This is a genomic window from Rhodospirillaceae bacterium, from assembly GCA_016712715.1.
GTDB lineage: Bacteria > Pseudomonadota > Alphaproteobacteria > Dongiales > Dongiaceae > Dongia.
In genome coordinates this window covers 442,630-463,082 of record JADJQM010000001.1, presented here as the reverse complement: position 1 = coordinate 463,082, position 20,453 = coordinate 442,630, and the positions used below count along the sequence as shown (strand labels likewise).

The 20,453-nt window shown below is 61.5% G+C and carries 16 protein-coding genes; 8 read left to right on the top strand and 8 right to left on the bottom strand.

What is annotated here, in order from left to right:
- Positions 1–164 precede the first annotated feature (164 nt).
- Positions 165–806, bottom strand: a complete 642-nt coding sequence (locus tag IPK59_02320; protein ID MBK8157664.1) for a ribbon-helix-helix domain-containing protein — start codon at positions 804–806, stop codon at positions 165–167.
- A 222-nt stretch (positions 807–1,028) separates the two neighbouring features.
- Between IPK59_02320 and IPK59_02315 the strand changes: the two genes are divergently transcribed.
- Positions 1,029–1,391 (top strand): hypothetical protein, encoded by a 363-nt coding sequence (locus tag IPK59_02315; GenBank protein MBK8157663.1) that lies wholly within the window; start codon positions 1,029–1,031, stop codon positions 1,389–1,391.
- Positions 1,392–1,457: 66 nt separating this feature from the next.
- Here the strand turns inward: IPK59_02315 and IPK59_02310 are convergent, their stop codons facing one another.
- The gene (locus tag IPK59_02310) at positions 1,458–1,775 is read right to left on the bottom strand and encodes a hypothetical protein (protein ID MBK8157662.1); all 318 of its coding nucleotides are present in this window, start codon (positions 1,773–1,775) and stop codon (positions 1,458–1,460) included.
- A gap of 313 nt (positions 1,776–2,088) precedes the next feature.
- Between IPK59_02310 and IPK59_02305 the strand changes: the two genes are divergently transcribed.
- From IPK59_02305 to sseA, 5 genes are all read left to right on the top strand, one after another.
- Complete coding sequence (locus IPK59_02305) at positions 2,089–5,226, top strand: EAL domain-containing protein (protein MBK8157661.1); 3,138 nt, start codon at positions 2,089–2,091, stop codon at positions 5,224–5,226.
- A 71-nt stretch (positions 5,227–5,297) separates the two neighbouring features.
- Positions 5,298–7,007, top strand: coding sequence for an adenine deaminase (gene ade, locus IPK59_02300; GenBank protein ID MBK8157660.1), 1,710 nt, complete (start codon positions 5,298–5,300; stop codon positions 7,005–7,007).
- A gap of 97 nt (positions 7,008–7,104) precedes the next feature.
- Positions 7,105–8,103 carry a cysteine synthase A gene (locus IPK59_02295; protein ID MBK8157659.1) on the top strand — a complete coding sequence of 333 codons (999 nt, stop codon included), beginning with the start codon at positions 7,105–7,107 and terminating at the stop codon, positions 8,101–8,103.
- Positions 8,104–8,187: 84 nt separating this feature from the next.
- Positions 8,188–8,892 carry an alanyl-tRNA editing protein gene (locus IPK59_02290; GenBank protein MBK8157658.1) on the top strand — a complete coding sequence of 235 codons (705 nt, stop codon included), beginning with the start codon at positions 8,188–8,190 and terminating at the stop codon, positions 8,890–8,892.
- Between the two features lie 13 nt (positions 8,893–8,905).
- Positions 8,906–9,760, top strand: a complete 855-nt coding sequence (gene sseA / locus IPK59_02285; GenBank protein MBK8157657.1) for a 3-mercaptopyruvate sulfurtransferase — start codon at positions 8,906–8,908, stop codon at positions 9,758–9,760.
- A gap of 108 nt (positions 9,761–9,868) precedes the next feature.
- Here sseA and IPK59_02280 read toward each other — a convergent pair whose 3' ends face one another.
- The 6 genes from IPK59_02280 to IPK59_02255 form a co-directional block, all read right to left on the bottom strand.
- Complete coding sequence (locus tag IPK59_02280; GenBank protein ID MBK8157656.1) at positions 9,869–11,869, bottom strand: CocE/NonD family hydrolase; 2,001 nt, start codon at positions 11,867–11,869, stop codon at positions 9,869–9,871.
- Positions 11,870–11,903: 34 nt separating this feature from the next.
- Complete coding sequence (locus IPK59_02275; GenBank protein MBK8157655.1) at positions 11,904–13,550, bottom strand: ABC transporter ATP-binding protein; 1,647 nt, start codon at positions 13,548–13,550, stop codon at positions 11,904–11,906.
- Positions 13,540–14,424 (bottom strand): ABC transporter permease, encoded by an 885-nt coding sequence (locus IPK59_02270; GenBank protein ID MBK8157654.1) that lies wholly within the window; start codon positions 14,422–14,424, stop codon positions 13,540–13,542. Before IPK59_02270 ends, IPK59_02275 begins: the two co-directional genes overlap by 11 nt.
- Positions 14,425–14,460: 36 nt before the next feature.
- Positions 14,461–15,429, bottom strand: coding sequence for an ABC transporter permease (locus tag IPK59_02265; GenBank protein ID MBK8157653.1), 969 nt, complete (start codon positions 15,427–15,429; stop codon positions 14,461–14,463).
- 128 nt (positions 15,430–15,557) lie between these two features.
- Positions 15,558–17,144 (bottom strand): ABC transporter substrate-binding protein, encoded by a 1,587-nt coding sequence (locus IPK59_02260; protein MBK8157652.1) that lies wholly within the window; start codon positions 17,142–17,144, stop codon positions 15,558–15,560.
- A gap of 205 nt (positions 17,145–17,349) precedes the next feature.
- Positions 17,350–18,312, bottom strand: coding sequence for an alpha/beta hydrolase (locus IPK59_02255; protein MBK8157651.1), 963 nt, complete (start codon positions 18,310–18,312; stop codon positions 17,350–17,352).
- A gap of 149 nt (positions 18,313–18,461) precedes the next feature.
- Here IPK59_02255 and IPK59_02250 point away from each other — a divergent pair, with 149 nt between their 5' ends.
- Together IPK59_02250 and IPK59_02245 are read left to right on the top strand one after the other, a co-directional pair.
- A complete protein-coding gene (locus IPK59_02250; protein ID MBK8157650.1) occupies positions 18,462–19,424 on the top strand; it encodes a GlxA family transcriptional regulator in 963 nt (320 codons plus the stop codon).
- Positions 19,425–19,548: 124 nt separating this feature from the next.
- Positions 19,549–20,439: a 3-keto-5-aminohexanoate cleavage protein gene (locus tag IPK59_02245; protein MBK8157649.1), complete on the top strand. Its 891-nt coding sequence runs from the start codon at positions 19,549–19,551 to the stop codon at positions 20,437–20,439.
- The last annotated feature ends 14 nt before the right edge of the window (positions 20,440–20,453 follow it).

Below are 20,453 nucleotides of genomic sequence, written 5' to 3'. Positions count from 1 at the left end.
CGCTCTTCAGCAATCCATATACGATGGTGTGCGCTGGTTTGTTTTTTGGGTAAATTTGGAATAAATTCGTCTTGCAAACATACAGCATTGTCACGGGCGCCGTTGTGCAAGGATAGGTTGCCGGCGGCGGCATCACGCCGCCACCCTCAGAAAATCAAGCTATTTCAATCATGAGGACGTAGGCCAGGTCCCCTTCTGCCCGGCGCAGAATCGGACCAGATATTGGCCTTGGCCATGATCAATCGCCCTGGGCGCAAGCACACAATTCGCGCCGGATAGACCTGATTTCGGCCCTGTGCGAACTGTTCGACAATCTGGTTGAGCGGCAGGGAGGATTTTACCTGGAAATACTGGTCAAGCGGCTTACCAACAAGAGCCGATTCCCCCAGGCCCAACCACTTTTGCGCAGCCGAATTGGCTTTCAGCATCACGCTGTGGCCATTGGCAACGAAGGCCGGCACCGGACAGGCATCGGCGATAAGGGAGGCGGAAACGCCCTGCCCCGACATGGATTGCTGGCGGACCCGGTCTTCCAGGTCAGCTATCTGTTGTTTGAGTTCTGCTAGGCATTGCGCCCGCACGGTCGCGGAGAAATTGCCCTCGTGATTGGTGGCGGTCGAGAGTTCGTCGACCAGCTGATTCAGGCGCATACGCTTGCGCGCCGCGGCCTGCTCCAGCGCCGCCCAGGAGGCTTGATCCAGTTTCAGAGAATAGCGCCGGCCGCGATATTGAACGACTCGATGCACCAGTTTCGGATCCGGCAGCGACTTCGCTAATGCCGCCGACGATTCACGTTGCAACTCCATCCCGCGCGACCCCTTGATGCTGGCTGAACTCGGTGCGACAGAAACGTAGACCTGCGCACTGGCGTTCAGCCAAGGGCCAAACGCACGACAGGTCCCCCATCCGTCAGCGCACATATCAGTGTGACACAACTGGAGCCTAAATGGCTAGAGGCTCATTTGTGCTTTCAGGCAAGCCTCGCAACTGGCTAGAATAGCGTCACATTCTCCCTTGGGGGTTCAATTATGCCTTTTGTGATGCGGGACGGGAGCGGCCAAGTCCTGGCCATCTACCGCGAAATGTCTGCGGGGGCAGAGGAATATCTGCCGCCCACCCATCCTGCCGTGCAGGCCTTCATGCAGCAGAACGTGGCGCAACTACCTGTCAGCAGTGCCGAAAAGCCAGCCATGCTGCAGTCCGATCTGGACATGATTCGTGTCTATGAGGATCTGACCGACATCCTGCTGACCAAGAACCTGGTCATGCTCACGGACTTTCCGCCGGCTGCCCAGGACAAGCTGATGCGCCGCAAACGGCTACGTTCGTCGCTTAGTCCGATCACGGAATTGCTGGACAATACAGATGAGGATGAACACGATTTGCCCTGAGGACTGGCCTCGGGCAACAGAGTCAAACCGGATTATACTGCGGTCTGGCCTACCTAAGGCACTCCATTAGGCGATCGGGTGATCAACCGAAATGCTGAGGCCGGGCGAGTAATAGAGCTTGGTGCCGTCTTCGAACACCCAGTACTGCAGGCCCTTCACTTCTATGCCGCCATCGGTGACATGCGCGTCCGCGATGCCGCTTTCCAGCAGCCGCAGATCGGTCACGATGTTGAGGCAGGGGTCATCACCCTCGTTGAGAATGACAATCTCGCCGTTCGCGTCCGGCAGCAGGTCGGTGAGATTCAAGGAGAACTGATCGCTCGCCGCCTGCGCGCTGGCGCCGGTTTCGTCGATGTTCTGATCGTTGGTCTCGGTCTGGCTCATAGCTGCGCTCATCCCTTTGCGCTGCAACACATAAAATACTGTTTAAAAGCTAGTCGAATCGATTCCATCCCGCAATCCCTAGTCAAATAATGCCTGGACCGAGTCATTTCTGATACTCAAGATTAGAAGCGCCATATAACTAATTGATTATAATCTATATAATCATATTGTTGTGCCTATAAAGTATTGATTAACCATACCCCTAAAATGTGAGCTCATGCTGATTTTAACTAAAATGCGCGTGAGAGGGAGTTGAGTTCGCATTGAGAACAAGCCCATTATTCTCAACAAATTGCAGCGGGAATCGGCCGGTTTGAACGAGACAACGCCAGACACAAGCAACCGGCCGGAACGCGCGTTACGCCACAAATGGCAGCGCCTGAGCAAAGCTGTGCGTGGCTCCCTTATTGCCGGCGCAGTCGTTTCAGTTTTGGTCGCCCTCCTTAACATCCTCGCCCCCGCGCAGTTGGAGCGGATCGAGCGGCTGACGCTTGATTGGCGCTTTCTGATGCGTGGCGTCGAGCAGCCGAGCGGCGATGTCATCATCGTCGTCTATGACGAGGCGTCGATCCGCAGCTTCGGCCGCTGGCCGGTCAGTCGCACCGTGCAGGCCCAGGCGATCGAGCGCGTGGCCGATCAGGGCGCCAAGGCGATCGGCCTCGACTATCTCTATCTCGAACCAGAATATGATTTACCCGCCGAAGTGCGGAAGGTTCTGGCGGCCGCCGCCAACAATGAACCGGCCGACAGCCCAGTTGGACAGGAAGCGACACGTCTTGCGACTGCCGCGGCGCCTGACGTCATCATGGCCGAGGCCTTGGCCAGGGCCGGAAACGTCATCATGCCCTTCGCCTACTCGCCGGATTCCGGCTCGGTCGATCTGCCCGACTACATCGAGGACTGGGCCTATGCGCGCACCAAAGGTTGCACGCCTGAGCTAGCCCGGCAGATCGAACAACGACTGCAAAGCCCGATCCCGAGCCTGGCCAAGGCGGCGCGTCTCGGCGGCAGTGTCAATGTCGCCCTCGATGTCGACGGTGCACCGCGCTTTGAATATCTGATCACCTATTTCAAGGATGCTTGCTTCGCCCCGCTCTCGGTCGCGTCTGCGGCCGCCTTCCTGGATACGCCCTGGACAGACGTGGCCGCCGATCTCACCGCCCACAATCTTCATCTGGGCGGTCGCGTCATTCCGCTGATCAGCTTGACCGATCCCGACAAATTTCCGAATGGCATCGTGGTCAACTACTTCGGCCCCGGTGGCACCATTCCGACCGTTTCCTTTGCCGACGTCATCAGCGGGCGCCTTCAGCCCGACATCTTCAAGGGAAAGCTGGTCCTGTTCGGCACGGGTTTCCTCGGCGGGACAGATCTCTTTCGCACCCCCTTCGATCCGACTCTCCCTGGCGTCGAGCGTCACGCCACCGTCGCCGACCGCCTGATCCATGGTGGCACGATCACCCGTTCGGGCTGGACACTCGATGTCAGCGTGGCGGCAGTTTTGCTGCTCGGCGGGCTCAGCGCCCTCCTCTCACGGACCATGCCCTCCGGGAGCGCCATCACGGTCAACATCGGCGTTGCGGCAGCATGGTGTGCACTGACCTACTACTTGCTGTTCTGGCAGTTCGCCTGGATCGATGTGTTCTATCCCGTGCTGTCGATCGCGCTCAACGCCGTTACCCAGATGGCCATGCGCACGATTGCCGAGGAACGCAGTCGCCGGCAGGCCGAGATCGAACTTCGCGAGAGCGAGGAGCGATATGCGCTGGCCGCACGCGGCGCCAATGACGGGCTGTGGGATTGGGACCTCGTTCATAACAGCTTCTATACCTCGGCCCGCTGGCAGCAGATGCTGGGCCTGCGCGCCGACCGCATGTCCGGCCAACCCGGCGACTGGTTCGACCGTGTGCACCGTGACGATATCGACCTGATGCGCGCAGCCATCGATGCGCATCTCAAGGGCAGCTCGACCCATTTCGAGCAGGAACTGCGGATGCGCCACGGTGAAGGCAGCGACCGCTGGGTCGCCATCCGCGGCATGGCGGTGCGCGACGCAAGCGGCAAGTCCACGCGCTTTGCCGGCTCGATGACCGACATTTCCGGGCGCAAGAAGGCCGAGCAGGATCTGCTGTTCAACGCCTTCCACTCGCATCTCACACGTCTGCCTAACCGCGCCCTGCTCATCGAACGGACCGACCAGGCGCTGCAGCTATGGGCCAAGGACCCCAATGCCGACGTGGTGGTGGCGATTCTCGATATCGACCGTTTCGGCCACTACAATGAGACGCTGGGCCAGAAACTTGGCGATGACATCCTCATCACGCTGGCGCGCAGCCTGGAGGAAGCGATGCGCCCGGACGATACGCTGGCTCATCTCGGCGAGGACGAATATGCCGTAACCCGCTTCATCGCCGGCAATGTCGAGGAGAATGTCGAAGAGCTGATCATCACGCTGAAGACGGTGCTCGGCCGGCATATGGAGATCGAAGGCCGGCAGATCGATATCGAAGCCTCCATCGGTTATGTGCTGGCATCGCAGGCCGCGGGTGCGGCCGGTGATGAGTTGCTGCGCGACGCCAACCTCGCCCTATATCGCGCCAAGGCGCAGGGCCGCGGGCAGGTCGTGCGTTTCGAGGAGAGCATGCATCAATCGGCCATGAAGCGCTTCGGCCTGGAGGCCGACCTCAAGCGCGCCATCATCGCCGGCGACCAGTTGGAACTGTTCTACCAGCCGATCATCGACTTCAAGGGCGGCCATGTGCATGGCTTCGAGGCGCTGATCCGCTGGCGCCATCCCGAGCGTGGCCTGATCTCGCCGGTCGATTTCATCCCGCTCGCCGAAGATACCGACATGATCATCGATATCGGCCGCAAGTCGATCATGGACGCAGCGCGCCAGATCGCCAACTGGATGCCGGCGGAAGGTGATCCGCCGCAGATCGCGGTCAACGTGTCGGGCAAGCAGTTCGCGGCCGTGGGTCTGGTCGAGGATATCGAGCGCGCACTCAAGGTGACGGGCATCCCGCCCCATGCCCTGAAGCTCGAGATCACCGAGAGCCTGATCATGGACAATCCGGAGCGCACCACCGAGGTGCTGCGCCGGATCATCGCGCTGGGTTGCAAGGTCTCGATCGACGATTTCGGCACCGGCTATTCCTCGCTCAGCCATTTGCACCGCTTCCCGTTCCATACGCTGAAGGTGGATCGATCCTTCGTCATGCGCATCACCGACAGCCGCGAAGGGTTGGAGATCGTGCGGGTTATCGCGAGCCTCGCCCACATCCTGGAACGCGACGTCGTGGCGGAAGGTGTCGAGACGGAGGAACAAGCGGCCGAGCTGAAGCGCCTCGGCATCCAGTTCGGCCAAGGCTATCTCTACTCAAAGCCCCTGCCCGCCGGTGAAGCATCGGTGTTCCTGGCCCGGAGCCGCGAGAAGCACCGGAAGGGGTAGGATCTTCCGCCACCGTCACTATTGCCGCTACCGCCAGCCATGCTAGGCTTCTTCGCCACAGGAGAAGCGGTATGAGCAATCTGCGGCAACGGATCGAGCGCGGCATCGACCAGGGATTGGGACGGGAACCAGCCGATCTGGTCATCAAGAATACGCGGTTCCTCAATGTGGTGACGGGCGAGATCGCGCAGGGCGATATCGCCATCTGCGGCGACCGCATCGTCGGCACCTATGAAAGCTATCGCGGCAAACGCGAGATCGACGGTCGGCTGTTCATCGCCGTGCCGGGTTTTGTCGATTGTCACCTGCATGTGGAATCGAGCCTGGTCGGCCCCGCCGAGTTCGATCACTGTGCGCTGCCGCGCGGCACCACGACGGCGATCTGCGATCCCCATGAGATCTGCAATGTGCTGGGCAAGGACGGGCTTGAGTTCTTCCTGAATAGCGCCGAGGAGACCGCGATGGATCTCCGCGTGCAGCTTTCATCCTGCGTGCCGGCGACGCATCTGGAGACGGCGGGCGGTCGCTTGCTGGCAGCCGATCTCGTGCCCTATCGGAACCACGCAAAGGTCATCGGCCTCGCCGAGTTCATGAACGCGCCCGGCATCTTCCACAAGGTGCCGGAGGTGATGGACAAGATCGAGGCCTTCTGGGACGGGCATATCGACGGCCATGCGCCCTTGATGAAAGGCTACGAACTCAACGCCTACCTGTCCTGCGGCATCCGCAATTGCCATGAGACGACGAGTGCTGCCGAGGCGTGGGAGAAACTGCGCAAGGGCATGCAGGTTTTCATCCGCGAAGGCAGCGCCTGCAAGGATCTGGCGGCCCTCTCCGGCATCATCAGCACGACGACGGCGCCGTTCCTGGGGTTCTGCACCGATGACCGCAACCCGCTCGATATCGCCGAGGAAGGCCATATCGATCATCTCATCCGGGGTGCCATCAAGGCGGGGGCGCCGGTGGCCGATGTCTATCGCCTTGCCACCTGGTCGGCAGCGCGGGGCTTCGGTCTTACCGATCGCGGCCTCATCGCGCCGGGGCAGCGCGCTGATATCGTGCTGCTCAACGATCTCGATAGCTGCGATGTCGCTCAAGTGATTGCCGGCGGCCGGCTGGTCGACGATGCCTTGTTCGATGCGCGCAGGATGCCGGCGCCGATCGGCTATGCCTCGGTGAAGTTGAAGAAAGTCGACGCCTCTATTTTCCGCGTGCCGGCGAACGGTCCGACCGGGCCGGTGATCGGCCTGCGTGAGGGTCAGGTGCTGACCGACTTCCTCACCATGTCGCTGCCTTATCGCAATGGCGAGCGGCTGGTCGACCTCGCCAATGACGTAATCAAGGTCTGCGTGCTGGAGCGCCACGGCAAATCGGGATCGGTCGGGCGCGGCTTCGTCAAAGGGCTGAAGCTGCCGCAAGGCGCCATCGCTTCCTCTATCGGACATGATAGCCACAATGTCTGCGTCGTCGGCAGCGACGATCGGGACATGGCGGTGGCGGTCAACCGGCTCATTGAATTGGGCGGCGGCTTCGTGCTCGCCCATGGCTGCAAGGTGCTGGCCGAAATGCCGTTGCCCCTCGCCGGCCTCATGAGCGACCGGGATTTCCGGCCCGTGGCGCCCGAGATCAAGGCGCTGCGCCGGGCGGTCAAGGAACTCGGCTGTCCGCTCGCGGAGCCCTTCCTGCAGATGGCCTTCCTGCCCCTGCCTGTCATTCCCCACCTCAAGATTACCGATCTGGGGTTGGTCGATGTGGACAAGTTCGAGCTGATAGCCGCCTGAAAAGGCTGGCTTATTCGATGGGCCGGCACTGGCCCTTGAATGGCCCCCACAAAGCGCCTAGGTTTCACACCAACGCTTGCATTCTACGAGGATTATGATGGATTTCCGCCAGGGCTTTGTCGATACGATCGGCAACACACCGCTCATCAAGCTGAAAAAGGCGTCGGAGCAGACCGGCTGCACCATCCTGGGCAAGGCGGAATTCCTCAATCCCGGCGGCTCGGTGAAGGATCGCGCCGCCCTCGCCATCATCCAGGATGCCGAGGAGAAGGGCCTGATCCGCAAAGGCGGCCTGATCGTGGAAGGGACCGCCGGCAATACCGGCATCGGCCTCGCACTCGTCGGCAATGCGCGTGGCTACAAGACACTGATCATCATCCCGGAAACCCAGAGCCAGGAGAAGAAGGACATGCTGCGCCTGGCTGGCGCAGAGCTGCGTGAGGTTCCGGCGCTGCCCTACAAGGATCCCGGCAATTACGTGCGTGTTTCGGAAAGCGTCGCCGAGGAATTGAAGGAGAGCAATCCCAACGGCGTCATCTGGGCCAACCAGTTCGACAATGTCGCCAACCGGATGGGCCATTACCGCACCACCGGCCCGGAGATCTGGCGGCAGACCGACGGCAAGGTCGATGGCTTCGTCTGCGCCGTCGGGACCGGCGGCACGCTGGCTGGCGTCTCGATGTTCCTCAAGGCGCAGAACCCCAAGGTCAAGATCGGCCTCGCCGATCCGGAGGGGGCAGCGCTCTACAGCTATTTCAAGACAGGTGAGCTGAAATCCTCAGGCTCATCGATCACCGAGGGCATCGGTCAGGGCCGTATCACCAAGAATATCGAGGGTATGCAGGTCGATTGCCCCTACCAGATTCCCGACGCCGAAGCGCTGCCGATCGTGTTCGACCTGCTGCGCGAGGAAGGGCTGTGCCTGGGCGGGTCGTCCGGCATCAATGTGGCGGGGGCTATCCGCCTTGCCAAGGAACTGGGGCCTGGTCATACCATCGTCACGGTGCTGTGCGATTTCGGCACGCGCTATCAATCGAAGCTGTTCAACCCGGCCTTCCTGCTGTCGAAAGGCCTGCCGACCCCGGGCTGGCTGTAATTCGCAGTTGGGACGGTGCGTCGCTTGACCGCCTAGGCGCGGCACCTATGATTGGTGCCACAACAACAAGAAGCGCCAATCGGGATGGAAGAACTGTTTCGCGACGATTCCTATCTGAAGGAATGCAAGGCCACTGTGGTCGCCAGCAGTGCCGAGGGCATTCGGCTGGACCGCACCGTTTTTTATCCGACGGGCGGCGGCCAGCCGGGTGACACCGGGCGCATCTATTTCGGCGACCAGACAATCGAGATCATCGACACCCGCAAGGGCGCCGAACCCGGCGAAATCCTGCATATCCCAGCCGAGGGCAGCGCCCTGCCCGGCCCCGGCATGGCCATCCGGGCCGAGATCGACTGGGATCGGCGACACCGCCTGATGCGCATGCATACCTGCCTGCATCTGCTGTGCAGCATCATCAAGGGCGATGTGACCGGCGGGCAGATCAGCGACGGCAAGGGCCGGCTCGATTTCAACCTCGCACCGGAAACGACATTGGACAAGGTGGTGCTGACCGAGGCGCTCAACGCGCTCATCGCCGGCAATCATGACGTGGTGCCGCGCTGGATCGCCGACGAGGAGTTGGCGGCGCGGCCGGAACTGGTGCGCACCATGTCGGTGAAGCCGCCGAGCGGACAGGGCAAGGTGCGCCTGCTTGATATTGCCGGCGTGGATCTGCAGCCCTGCGGCGGGACCCATGTCCGCAACACGTCGGAGATCGGCCTGGTCGAGATCGTCAAGATCGAGAGCAAGGGCAAGATGAACAAGCGCGTCAATCTCGCGTTCAAATAACGACAGGCCATCCATGACCAGCAGCTTTGCCAACCCGCAATATCTCGTCTCAACCGAGTGGCTCGCGGCCAATCTCTCCCAGCCGGATCTGCGCGTGGTAGATGCCACCTATTATCTGCCGATGCAGAACAAGAATGCCCGCGCCGAATATGACGAACGACATATTCCGGGCGCCGTGTTCTTCGACATCGACGACATCGCCGACAAGGACACGACACTGCCGCACATGCTGCCGGCACCGGAAAAATTCGCTTCGCGCGTCCGGCGGCTCGGCATCGGCGACGGCAACCGCATCGTCGTCTATGACGGCACCGGCATGATGAGTGCCGCGCGCGTCTGGTGGATGTTCCGCCTGTTCGGCGCCAAGGAAGTGGCGGTCCTTGATGGAGGGCTGCCGAAATGGCTCTCGGAAGGAAGGCCGGTCGATGACAATCTGCCGACCCCGCGTGAGCGGCATTTCAGCGCGCGCCTCGACAATACCCAGGTGCGCAACAAGGCGCAGATGCTGGCCAACATCACCAGCCAGCGCGAACAGGCGCTGGATGCAAGAGCCAGCGGCAGGTTCAACGCGACCGAGCCGGAGCTGTGGCCGGGCCGCCGCGCCGGGCATATTCCGGGCGCTAGGAACCTGCCCTATACGCAGCTCCTTAAGCCGGACCAGACATTCCATGACGCGGATACGCTGAAGGCAAAGTTCACGGCGGCCGGAATCGACCCAAAGAAGCCGGTGGTGACGTCCTGCGGCTCCGGCATCACGGCATGTGTGCTGGCGCTGGGCCTCAGCCTCATCGGTCACCGCGATGTCGCCGTCTATGACGGGTCATGGGCCGAATGGGGCATGCCTGGCGATACGCCGGTGGAGCCGTAACGTCTACCGCATCGTCATCCCCGGGCTTGACCCGGGGATCCACTGATGCAGTTGAGAGAGTGGATGCCCGGATCAAGTCCGGGCATGACGGATACTCTGAAGTTAGCTTTATACTAGGTCCCGCTTCACGACTTCGCGCCAGTTGCGGCTGGCGAATCGCTCGCCGTTTTCATAGGCATCGAGTTCGGCGATCATGATGAAATCATCATGCGTCGCGGTCATGCGGCAGGTGACCTCGATGCGGATGTCCCAGCCGGGCCGAGCCTGTACATAACTTTGCTTGCAGACATAGGAGGCACAGAGCGGCTCGTTGGGCGCGATGTGGAGTTCCCGGCGGATATTGTGCAGCACTTCCGTGCCGATATCATCAAAGCGCTGGCGGCCTTCGCCGAACACGCCTTCGGTATCGGTGATATTGGTGACGCCGCCACCGACCAGATCGAAGATCACCTCGCGCTTGACGCTGCCCTCGCTCACCTGCGTGATGGGAGTTGCGCTACCAGCCACGGGCTTCTCGAATGGCTCGTTGCCATCGGTCGATTGCGGGCGACGGTGCGGCAGGGTGAGGCGGCTGACACCGGCGATGATGCCGAGGGTCGCCACCTCCGGCGCCGGCCAGATCAGCGGCCAATAGGCGCTGGAGAGCGACACGCGAATGCGATGACCCGCGGCAAAGCGGTGACCGCAGGCGCCGAGCACCAGCTTGAAGCGATAGCGTTTGCCGGGCTCGAGTGCCGTCGGATTGGCATGGCTGTCGCGGTGGGTGAGGTTGATCACCTGATAGCTGACACGGAGCGCCTTGCCATCCGGTGCCACGTCGGAGAGCCGCGCGCAGAGCTGCGCCACCGGCTTGTCGCTGGTGAATTCCAGTTCGAGTTCCGGCGCGCCCAGAACCTGCATCGCTTCCTTGAGCGGTTCTGTGTCGAAGACGAGCGAGCCCACATCGTCGAGGCGCTGGTCGCCCGGCATCTCACCGATGCAGCCGGCCCCCATCCATTCGCCACCGACCATGCCGACATGCTGGGGCGAACAGAGATGCAGGCTCTCCTCCGTGCCGCCGATACCGGACAGGCCGTCCTTGTTGAGATAGAGAACTTCGGGCGCAATGCCGGGCGAGGGATAACTTTCCTCCGCCACCCAGCGGCCGGGATGGGCGTGGCGCGTGGTGTCCGGCGCCATGTAATCCTGCACCCAAGCGCGCAGCATGGGTCCCTTCTCGGCGCCGTTCTCCTGATGCTTCAGCCAGCGATCCCACCAGGCGACCGCGTCCTGCAGGAAACCGATCGCTGGTCCGGGCGTGCCGTCCTGCGGATAGATATGCGCCCAGGGGCCAATGATGCCTTTGCGTGGCACTTTCAGATGGCTCAGCATGCGCGGGATGGCATTGGTGTAGGAATCCGCCCAGCCGCCAATGAGATAGACCGGCGCCTGGATCGCATCCCAATCCTCACAGATCGAGCCATGTTCCCAATAAGCGTCACGGCGCTGGTGCTTCAGCCACAAGGCCGGCCACAGTGGCATGTTGTCGAGCCGCTCACGCCACTGGTCGCGCCAACCGGCGCCGACCAATTCGGGATCTGCCGGCCGGCCCTGATAGGCCAGCATGATGGTGCCCCACCACAGATTGTCGTTGAGCAGGCAACCGCCCATATAGTGAATGTCGTCGGCATAGCGGTCGTCGGTCGAGCAGACCGAGAGCACCGCCTTCAACGCCTTGGGCCGGCGGGCTGCCACCTGCAGGCAGTTGAAACCGCCCCAGGACTTGCCCATCATCCCGATATGGGCGTTGCACCAGGATTGCGCCGCCATCCAATCGATGACCTCGAGCGCGTCATCCTGTTCTTGGCGAAGATACTCATCCCACATCAACCCGTCGCTGTCGCCCGAGCCGCGCTGGTCGACGCGCAAGACCGCATAGCCGTGGCCGGCGAAGTAGCCATGCATCGGCTCGTCGCGCTGACGCGTGCCGTCGCGCTTGCGATATGGAATGTACTCGAGGATTGCCGGTACCGGCTTCTTGTCGGCACCCTGCGGCAGCCAAAGGCGCGCAGCGAGGCGGCAGCCGTCCTTCAAGGTAATCCAGAGATGTTCGGTGACTTCGACTTTCAGCGGCAGATCGACGGCGACGGCCATGAGGGGATGCTCACTTGGTTTTGGCCGCCCGCTTCTGCAGGAGAGTCGTCAGCCAGTCCGGGTCCATTTCCGGAACAGATGACAGCAGCAATTCGGTGTAGGCCGGATATGGTGGTGACAGAACCTCGGTCTTGAGGCCCTGTTGTACCACCTTGCCCTGGTTCATGACCACAATCTCGTCGGCGATGGCGCGGACGGTGGCGATGTCATGGGTAATGAAGAGGTAGGAAATCTCGAATTCCGCCTGTAGACGCAAAAGCAGTTTGAGGATTTCTTCCTGTACGATCTGATCGAGCGCCGAGGTCACCTCGTCGCAGATGATGAGATCGGGCTCCGCGGCGAGCGCGCGGGCGATGCAGATCCGCTGCTTCTGGCCGCCCGACATCTCGCCGGGTAACCGGTCGATGTAACTTTCGTCGAGCTCGATCATCTTCAGCAGTTCGACGATCCGGTCCTCGAGCGCCTTCCCGCGCAGATTGTGATAGAAGGTCAGTGGTCGACCGATGATGTCATAGACCCGGTGGCGCGGGTTGAGCGCCGTGTCCGGGCTCTGATAGATCATCTGGATGCGGCGCAGGCTTTCCTTGTCGCGCTGCGCCAAAGCCGGCGGCAGATCGACGCCGTTAAATTTGACCGACCCTTTGCTGGGCGGCAGCAGGCCGGTGACGACGCGGGCCAGTGTCGACTTACCCGAACCTGATTCACCGACCACGGCCACGGTGCGGCCGCGCGGGACGGAGATCGAGACGTCATCCAGGATCTTCACAGCATTGCCATAGGCGGCATCGACATGATCGACCTGGAGGATGAGGTCGTCGGTGGTCGACTCTTCCTTGGCGAGCTTGCGCACGGCCCAGAGCGAGCGGGTATAGGCTTCCTTGGGTGCCGCCAGCATTTCGCGGGTCGGCGCCTCCTCCACCAGCTTGCCATGGCGCAGGACCATGATGCGATGCGCCATCTGCGCCACGACGGCAAGATCATGGGTGATGTAGATCGCCGCGGTATTGAACTCCTCGACGATGGCACGGATCGAGGCCAGCACCTCGACCTGGGTGGTGACGTCAAGCGCCGTGGTCGGTTCATCGAAGATGATGAGGTCGGGGCGGCAGGTCATCGCCATCGCCGTCATCACACGCTGCAACTGGCCGCCGGATACCTGGTGCGGGTAGCGAAAGCCGATCGACTCCGGATTGGGCAGACGCAACCGGCCATAGAGATCCTTGGCATCGGCGATCGAGGCCTGGGTATCGCGGATACCGTGCTGGGTCTCGGTTTCGATGGTCTGGTCGATAAGCCGGTGCGCGGGGTTGAAGGAGGCCGCCGCACTTTGCGCCACATAGGAAATGCGTGAGCCGCGCATCTTGCGCTTCACTTCCTCTGGTGCGTTCATCAGGTCGATGCCGTCGAAGGTGATGCTGCCGCCGTTGAAGCGGCAGCCCGGTCTGGCAAAGCCCATGGCGGCGATGCCGATGGTGGATTTTCCGGCACCCGACTCACCAATTAGCCCCAGCACCTCACCGCGCCGGAGCGTGAGATCGACACCCTTCACGATCTGGTGCCAGACATCATCGCTCTCACCCTCGATGCGCAGGTCGCGCATCTCAAGCAGGATCTCGCCCTTTTCGCGGGTCGGTCGCTTCACATTGTCATTGGCCATCGCGCAACCCGCTCGTTTTGTGCAGGAACCAGTCGACCACGAAATTGATCGCGACCGTCAACAAGGCAATGGCGCCCGCCGGCAACAGCGGCGTGATGTCGCCATAGGTAATGAGCGTCGCGTTCTCCTTCACCATCAGGCCCCAATCAGCGGTCGGCGGCTGCAGGCCCAGCCCCAGGAAGGAGAGCGAGCTGATGGTCAGGAACACGAAGCAATAGCGCAGGCCAAACTCGGTGATGAGCGGCGGCAGGATGTTTGGGACGATCTCGCGGAACACGACCCAAGGCAGCTTCTCGCCGCGCAGGCGCGCCGCCTCAACAAAATCGAGGGAGACCACATTCATGGAAACGGCGCGGGTCAGGCGGAAGACGCGGGTCGCATCAACCACACCGATGACGATAATGAGGTTGATTGCGGTCGACCCCAGGATGGACAGCATCATCAAGGCAAAGATCAAGCTGGGGATCGCCATCAGGGCATCGATGAAACGGCTGACGGCCTGGTCGAACCAGCCGCGCAGGATGGAGGCCATAATGCCGAGGATACCGCCAGTCAGGAACGAGAACATGGTCGCGGCGAAGGCGATGCCCATGGAGTTCTGGGCGGCATAGATCATGCGGGTCAGCATGTCGCGACCGAGCTGATCCGTTCCGAACGGATAGAGCGCGCTCCATTCCATGTAGGAATCGCCAACGATCTCGGATTCCTTGTAGGGTGCGATCAACGGTGCGAACAGCGCCACGAAGATATAGCCCAACAGGACAATGAGCCCGAACCAGGCGCTCCAGGGGGCCTTCTTCAGTTCCCGCAAGGCCGCCGCCGTCTTTGATCGTCGTGCACGCGGGATCTTGATTTCCGTCAGAGCTTCAGCCATTCCCCGGTCCCTTCCCCGTGATCCCCATGCCCATCCTCATCGCGGATGTAGCAAACGCGGGTTCGTCGCAATCGATATGATATCGGCGGTCAGATTGAGCATGATGTAGGTCGCGGCAAAGATCAGGGCACAGGCCTGCACGACCGGGATGTCGCGGGTCGTCACGGCATCGACCATCAGCTGGCCGATGCCAGGATAGGTGAAGACCGCCTCGACCACGACAACACCCACGACCAGATAAGCAAGGTTGAAGGCCACGACATTGACGATCGGCGCCCAGGCATTGGGCAGCGCGTGGCGCAGGATGACACGGCTTTTGCTCATGCCCTTGAGGCGCGCCATCTCGATATAGGGGCTGGCCAGCAGATTGATGATGGCCGCCCGAGTCATGCGCATCATATGGGCGACGATGACCAAGGTCAGGGTGAGCGCCGGCAAGGCGCAGCGCGTGATGCGTTCCAGCAATTCGGTCTCAGCATCGACCGAGGCCAGGCCCGGCAGCCAGCGGAGCTTCACCGAGAGGAACAGCATCAGCAGATAGGCCATGAAGAACTCGGGCATAGAGATCGTCGTCAAAGTCACCGAGTTGACGATTCGGTCGAACAGCGAATTTCGGTAGAGGGCGGCAAGAATGCCGAGCGCCAGGGCCAGGGGCACCGCGATGGCGGCCGTCAGGCTCGCCAGGAACAGGGTGTTGGCAAGGCGCGGCGCGATCAGCTCGGCAACGGTGCGCTTGTAGCCGACGCGGCTGGCGAAGGACGATCCGAATTCGCCCTGGACAACATTGCCGATCCACTCGACGTAACGTTGCACCGGCGGTTTATCGAGGCCGATCTCCTTCTGGAACGCAGCCACGGTTTCTTCCGTCGCGGCCTGGCCCAGGATGGCCTTGGCAAAGTCGCCGGGCAGCCAGCTCACCAGGGAAAAGATCACGATCGACACGATGAACAGGGTCAGCAGACCCAGTCCCAGCCGCTGAAGAATCGTTCGTGCGATTGGATGCATCACGTCCCCCATCACCAATGGCGATGTTCCCTAGTTAAGCGATCCACGAAGTCGTGAGCATTTCCCCAATGTGCATAGGTCGGGCTGCAGCCAAACGGCCGCAGCCCGACCCATTCACTTTTCGGGTGTTACGCCATCCACCAGCGCGAGGCGATCTTCATGCCATCGACATCCCAGTTCGACAGCAAGTCGCCATGAGCGACCGCCTTGGAATGCGCCGAGACATAGTTGTTGAAGACGATGTTGATGAGGCCGCCATCGTCATGCAGCAACTGCTGCATCTCGGCGTACATCGTGCCACGCTTGGCCGAATCCGTTTCAGAACGGGCGGCCACCAGCAGCTCGTTGAAGCGCGGATTTTTCCAGAACGTATCGTTCCAGGCGGCTTCGGCGGCATAGGCCGTCGTGAACATCCAGTCGCAGGTCGGGCGACCGTTCCAGTAAGAAGCCACGAACGGCTTCTTCAACCAGACGGCGTCCCAATAGCTGTCAGACGCTTCGCGGATGACATTGATGTTGATGCCGGCCTTGGCGGCACTTTCCTTGAACAAGGTGCCGGCATCGACCGCGCCGGAGAAGGCCGCGTCGGACACCGACAGGTCAACCGTGAGGCCTTCCATGCCGGCTTTCTTCAGCAGTTCCTTGACCAGTTCCGGGTTGTAGGTGTGGATCGGTTCCGGGTTGATCGCGTATTGCACCGACGGCGCGATCGGGTTGTCGTTACCAGCGGTGGCATAGCCGTGGAACACCTTCTTGGCGATTTCATCGCGGTCGATGGCGTTCTTCAGGGCATTGCGAACGTCCGGATTGTCGAACGGCGCCTGGGTCACGTTCATCACGAAGATGTAGTGGCCATAGCCCGTAACTTCCGTGACGTTGATGTCCGGGTTTTTCTTCAGGAGGTTGACGGTTTTGAGATCGCAACGGTCCATGAAGTGGATTTCGCCCGAAGTGAGAGCGTTGGTGCGCGCAGCGACGTCGACGATGACCTTGACTTCGACTTCGTCGAAATAGGCCTTGCCGTAGAAGTTGTCATTGCGCTTCAACTTGGCGCCAACACCCGGATCGAACTTTTCAATCGCGTACGGGCCGGTACCGATGCCCGATTCCCAGTCAGCGCCGCCGCCGTCTTTCGCCGGCATGATCTTGAGATGGTAGTCGCTGGCATAGAAGGGGAAGTCGGCATTGCCGCCCTTCAGCTTGAAGACGACGTTGTCGCCGTCCGCCTTGATTTCCTCGACCGATTCCAGAATCGACTTGGCGGCCGACTTTGAGTCCTTGCCCATGTGATGCAAGTAGGACTGCACGACGTCGTTCGCCGTGACGGTCTTGCCGTTGTGGAAAGTGACGCCGTTGCGCAGCTTGAAGACCCACTGCTTGGCATCAGCCGAGGGTTCGAAGCTCTCGGCCAGATCGCCGACGATGTTGCCGGCCGTGTCCATTTCGGTAAGGCTGTTACCAGTAGCGCCCCAACCCACGGTCCCGGTCATCTGGTCAGGATAGGTCGCGGGGTCAAGCGAATCCGTCGTGGCGCCATGGCCCAGACCGATCTTGAAGGTGCCGCCCTTCTTGGGCTCCTGCGCATAGCCGGCACGGCTGAGCACGCCGGTCGCCAATGCCGTCGAAATACCCAGCGCCGTGGCACGGCGCATGAAGTCACGCCGCGAGACACGCTTGCTGAAAGCGGCCTGCTGCAACTCTTCCCATTGATTCATATTCTATACTCTCCCTAACGGCCGAACCGACCGACCCCATGCCGACCGGCGGCGAACCCTGTTGAACGGGCCAATGCTCACAGGCATCGGCTCCAAAATTTCTTTTAGTAAACACATCATCAGCGTGCTGCGGCAAGAATTCTTGATGAATTACGACATCCCGTCATTGCTATGCGACACAATGACCGGATTGAATTGGATTATTTCAAGAGGCCATCGATTGCTGCGGCGCCAAAGCCTGCTGGACCGCGCTGCTGCAGGCGGTGAGTTCGCGTGCTGCCGCGGCGGAGCTGTGGACGAGGCGAAGGTAAGTGTGCGGAAGCCCGAAACCGCAAGTATAACCGCAGGGTATGCCAGCATGACCCAGGCGTTGGGCATAAAGTTTGCCGTGGGATTGGATCGGGTCCAAACCACCCGTTGCAATGAAAGCCGGCGGCAGTCCGGCGAGAGATTTGGCAGAAAGCGGCATTGCATATGCGTTGTTGGCGAGGTCCTGCCCACCGAAATAGCCCAACAAATAGTGACTGACCGCCTCGGCCGACACACCGCCGGATCGACCAGGGTCGACCTCCGCGGTGAGCGCTGGATAGATCAGAAGCTGAAACGCAATCCTCGGACCGCCATGATCCCTGATCCAAAGGCACAGCCCGGCCGCCAAGGTGCCCCCGGCACTGTCGCCAGCGACGGCCAACCGATCCGGGTCGAGCCCTGCCGCCCTGCCCGACTTCGCCACCCAGTGCACCGCAGCCAGACAATCCATCAACGCGTCCGGGAAGACGCTTTCCGGCGACAGACGGTAGTCGAGGCTGAGGACCGCCACCCTGGCCTCGGCACAAAGGCGCGCCGCCGGCAGATCATGGCTTTCCGGGGACCCCAGCATCCAGCCCCCACCATGAAAATAGACGACGATCGGGAGCAGCCCTCGGGTGTCGCAGCGGTGCGGCGGCCGATAGAGCAAGGCGCGCCGGGCGCCGGCATCCGTGGGAATCATGACTGTCTCGACCGAGACGCCGAGCGGGCGTGGAGCATGGTAACGCCGCCAGAAAGCATCGTAGAACGAACGCTGTTCCCCCATCGGCAAGGCATCAAAGGCCGCCGTGAAAACCGCGTCGGAATCAGCGATAAAGGCAGCGACCACCGGGTCCGCCGGCGCACTCTCACTCGTCATGCCGTCCCCATCCAAGCCTTGCCCCACCACTTGCTTCGGGCGTATTCGACACTGCATCATCGGTGCCGACAACCAAATTCGACCAGTAGCAAGCTATCAACCAGCAAGATTGCCCCAGCATGACGCCCGCCCCCGCCAGTGACCAGACCATGACGATTGGCTTCCTGTTGATGCCACTCTTTTCAATGATGGCGTTCGTCTCGGCGGTCGAACCGCTGCGGGTCGCCAACCGCATGGCGGAGCGCCAGCTCTATCGCTGGGAAGTGCTGTCGCGGGATGGTAATCCGGTCACGGCATCCAACAACATGTCACTGGCGGCGGATCATGCCATTTCGAAGCACCCCAGCTATCCGATGATCGTGATCTGCGCCAGTTTCAACCCGCTGAGACATTTCGATCCGGCGCTGAAGCAATGGCTGCAGCGCCAGAACAGCGCCGGGATCGAGCTGGGCGCCATCGATACCGGCGCCTTCCTGCTGGCGCGCGCTGGCCTCCTCGACGGCTACCGGGCCACCACCCATTGGGAGAGCCTCGACAGCTTCAGCGAATCCTTCCCCAAGGTCGAGGTGGAGAATTCGCTCTATGTCATCGACCGCAACCGCTTGAGCTGCGCTGGGGGCACGTCGGCACTCGATCTAATGCTGCATATGATCCGCCGCCAGCATGGGCACCGCATCGCCGCGGCCGTTTCCGAGCAGTTCATCCATCCGGAGATCCGCGGGCCTGGCGACCGGCAGCGCATGGAACCGAAGGAACGCCAGGGCATCAGCCATGCCGGCCTCTCCCGTGTGATCAAGCTGATGGAATCGCGCCTTGAGGAACCTGTCATGAGTGCCGCCCTCGCCAAGGCTGCCGGCATGTCGCTGCGCCAGTTGGAACGGCTGTTCGACCGCTATTTCGGCATGTCGCCACGCCGCTATTACCTCGATCTGCGGCTGCAGCGAGCGCGCTCGATGTTGCAATATACCGATATGTCGATCGTCGAGGTGGCGGTGGCCTGCGGTTTCGGGTCGGCGGCGCATTTCTCGCGCAGTTATCATGGCTGGGCCGGCAAGGCGCCAAGCGCCGAGCGACGCCGCCCCGCCTTGGGGATCATGCCCGTTCTTCGCTAATGCGAGAGAATGAGCGTGACGTATTTGATCAAGCGCTTGTCGAAATGCGTCAACCCGTTTAGACCTGCCCAAGCCAGCATCTCGGCCATTCAAGAATCTTGTGCCGCAACTGAAAGAGCCAGCCATGAACTACGAAGTGATCGTCACCTGCGCCGTCACCGGTGCCGGCGATACCGTCGGCAAGCACCCGGCCATTCCGGTGACCCCGAAGCAGATCGCAGACGCCGCCATCGAAGCCGCCAAGGCCGGCGCCACGGTGGCGCATTGCCATGTGCGCGATCCCAATACCGGCAAGGGTAGCCGCGACGTGAACCTCTATCGCGAGGTGGTCGACCGCATCCGCTCGTCCGGCACTGACGTCATCATCAACCTCACCGCCGGCATGGGTGGCGACCTTGAGATCGGCGCCGGCGAAGACCCGTTCAAATTTGGCAAGGCGACCGATCTCGTCGGACCGATGACCCGTCTTGCGCATGTCGAGGCCCTGCTGCCGGAGATCTGCACACTCGATTGCGGCACGCTCAATTTCGGCGATGGCGACTACACCTATATCTCGACCCCGAACATGCTGCGCGCCGGCGCCAAGAAGGTGATGGAACTGGGCGTGAAGCCGGAGCTCGAAATCTTCGATACCGGCCATCTGTGGTTTGCCAAGCAAATGCAGAAGGAAGGCCTCTTGGGTGATCACCCGATGTTCCAGCTCTGCCTCGGCATTCCTTGGGGCGCCCCCGCCGACACCACGACGATGAAGGCGATGGTCGACAATCTGCCGGTAGGCGCCATCTGGGCGGGCTTCGGCATCGGTCGCATGCAGATGCCGATGCTGGCGCAGGCCATGCTGCTCGGCGGCCATGTGCGGATCGGGCTCGAGGACAATATCTGGCTCGACAAGGGCGTTCCTGCCTCGAACGGATCGCTCACCGAGCGCGCCTGCGAAATCATCACGCGCCTCGGCGCTCGGCCCCTCACCCCGGCCGAAGGCCGCAAGAAGCTCGGCCTCAAGGCCCGCGGCTAATCCCAGCAAGGACG

Excerpts from the sequence above, each read along its gene's own strand:
- IPK59_02270 (MBK8157654.1), bottom strand. The coding sequence starts at position 14,424 with ATGGCTGAAGCTCTGACGGAAATCAAGATCCCGCGTGCACGACGATCA.
- IPK59_02265 (MBK8157653.1), bottom strand. The coding sequence starts at position 15,429 with ATGCATCCAATCGCACGAACGATTCTTCAGCGGCTGGGACTGGGTCTG.
- IPK59_02295 (MBK8157659.1), top strand. The coding sequence starts at position 7,105 with ATGGATTTCCGCCAGGGCTTTGTCGATACGATCGGCAACACACCGCTC.
- sseA (MBK8157657.1), top strand. The coding sequence starts at position 8,906 with ATGACCAGCAGCTTTGCCAACCCGCAATATCTCGTCTCAACCGAGTGG.
- IPK59_02315 (MBK8157663.1), top strand. The coding sequence starts at position 1,029 with ATGCCTTTTGTGATGCGGGACGGGAGCGGCCAAGTCCTGGCCATCTAC.
- IPK59_02260 (MBK8157652.1), bottom strand. The coding sequence starts at position 17,144 with ATGAATCAATGGGAAGAGTTGCAGCAGGCCGCTTTCAGCAAGCGTGTC.
- IPK59_02310 (MBK8157662.1), bottom strand. The coding sequence starts at position 1,775 with ATGAGCCAGACCGAGACCAACGATCAGAACATCGACGAAACCGGCGCC.
- IPK59_02290 (MBK8157658.1), top strand. The coding sequence starts at position 8,188 with ATGGAAGAACTGTTTCGCGACGATTCCTATCTGAAGGAATGCAAGGCC.
- IPK59_02250 (MBK8157650.1), top strand. The coding sequence starts at position 18,462 with ATGACGATTGGCTTCCTGTTGATGCCACTCTTTTCAATGATGGCGTTC.
- IPK59_02275 (MBK8157655.1), bottom strand. The coding sequence starts at position 13,550 with ATGGCCAATGACAATGTGAAGCGACCGACCCGCGAAAAGGGCGAGATC.
- IPK59_02245 (MBK8157649.1), top strand. The coding sequence starts at position 19,549 with ATGAACTACGAAGTGATCGTCACCTGCGCCGTCACCGGTGCCGGCGAT.
- IPK59_02255 (MBK8157651.1), bottom strand. The coding sequence starts at position 18,312 with ATGACGAGTGAGAGTGCGCCGGCGGACCCGGTGGTCGCTGCCTTTATC.
- ade (MBK8157660.1), top strand. The coding sequence starts at position 5,298 with ATGAGCAATCTGCGGCAACGGATCGAGCGCGGCATCGACCAGGGATTG.
- IPK59_02320 (MBK8157664.1), bottom strand. The coding sequence starts at position 806 with ATGGAGTTGCAACGTGAATCGTCGGCGGCATTAGCGAAGTCGCTGCCG.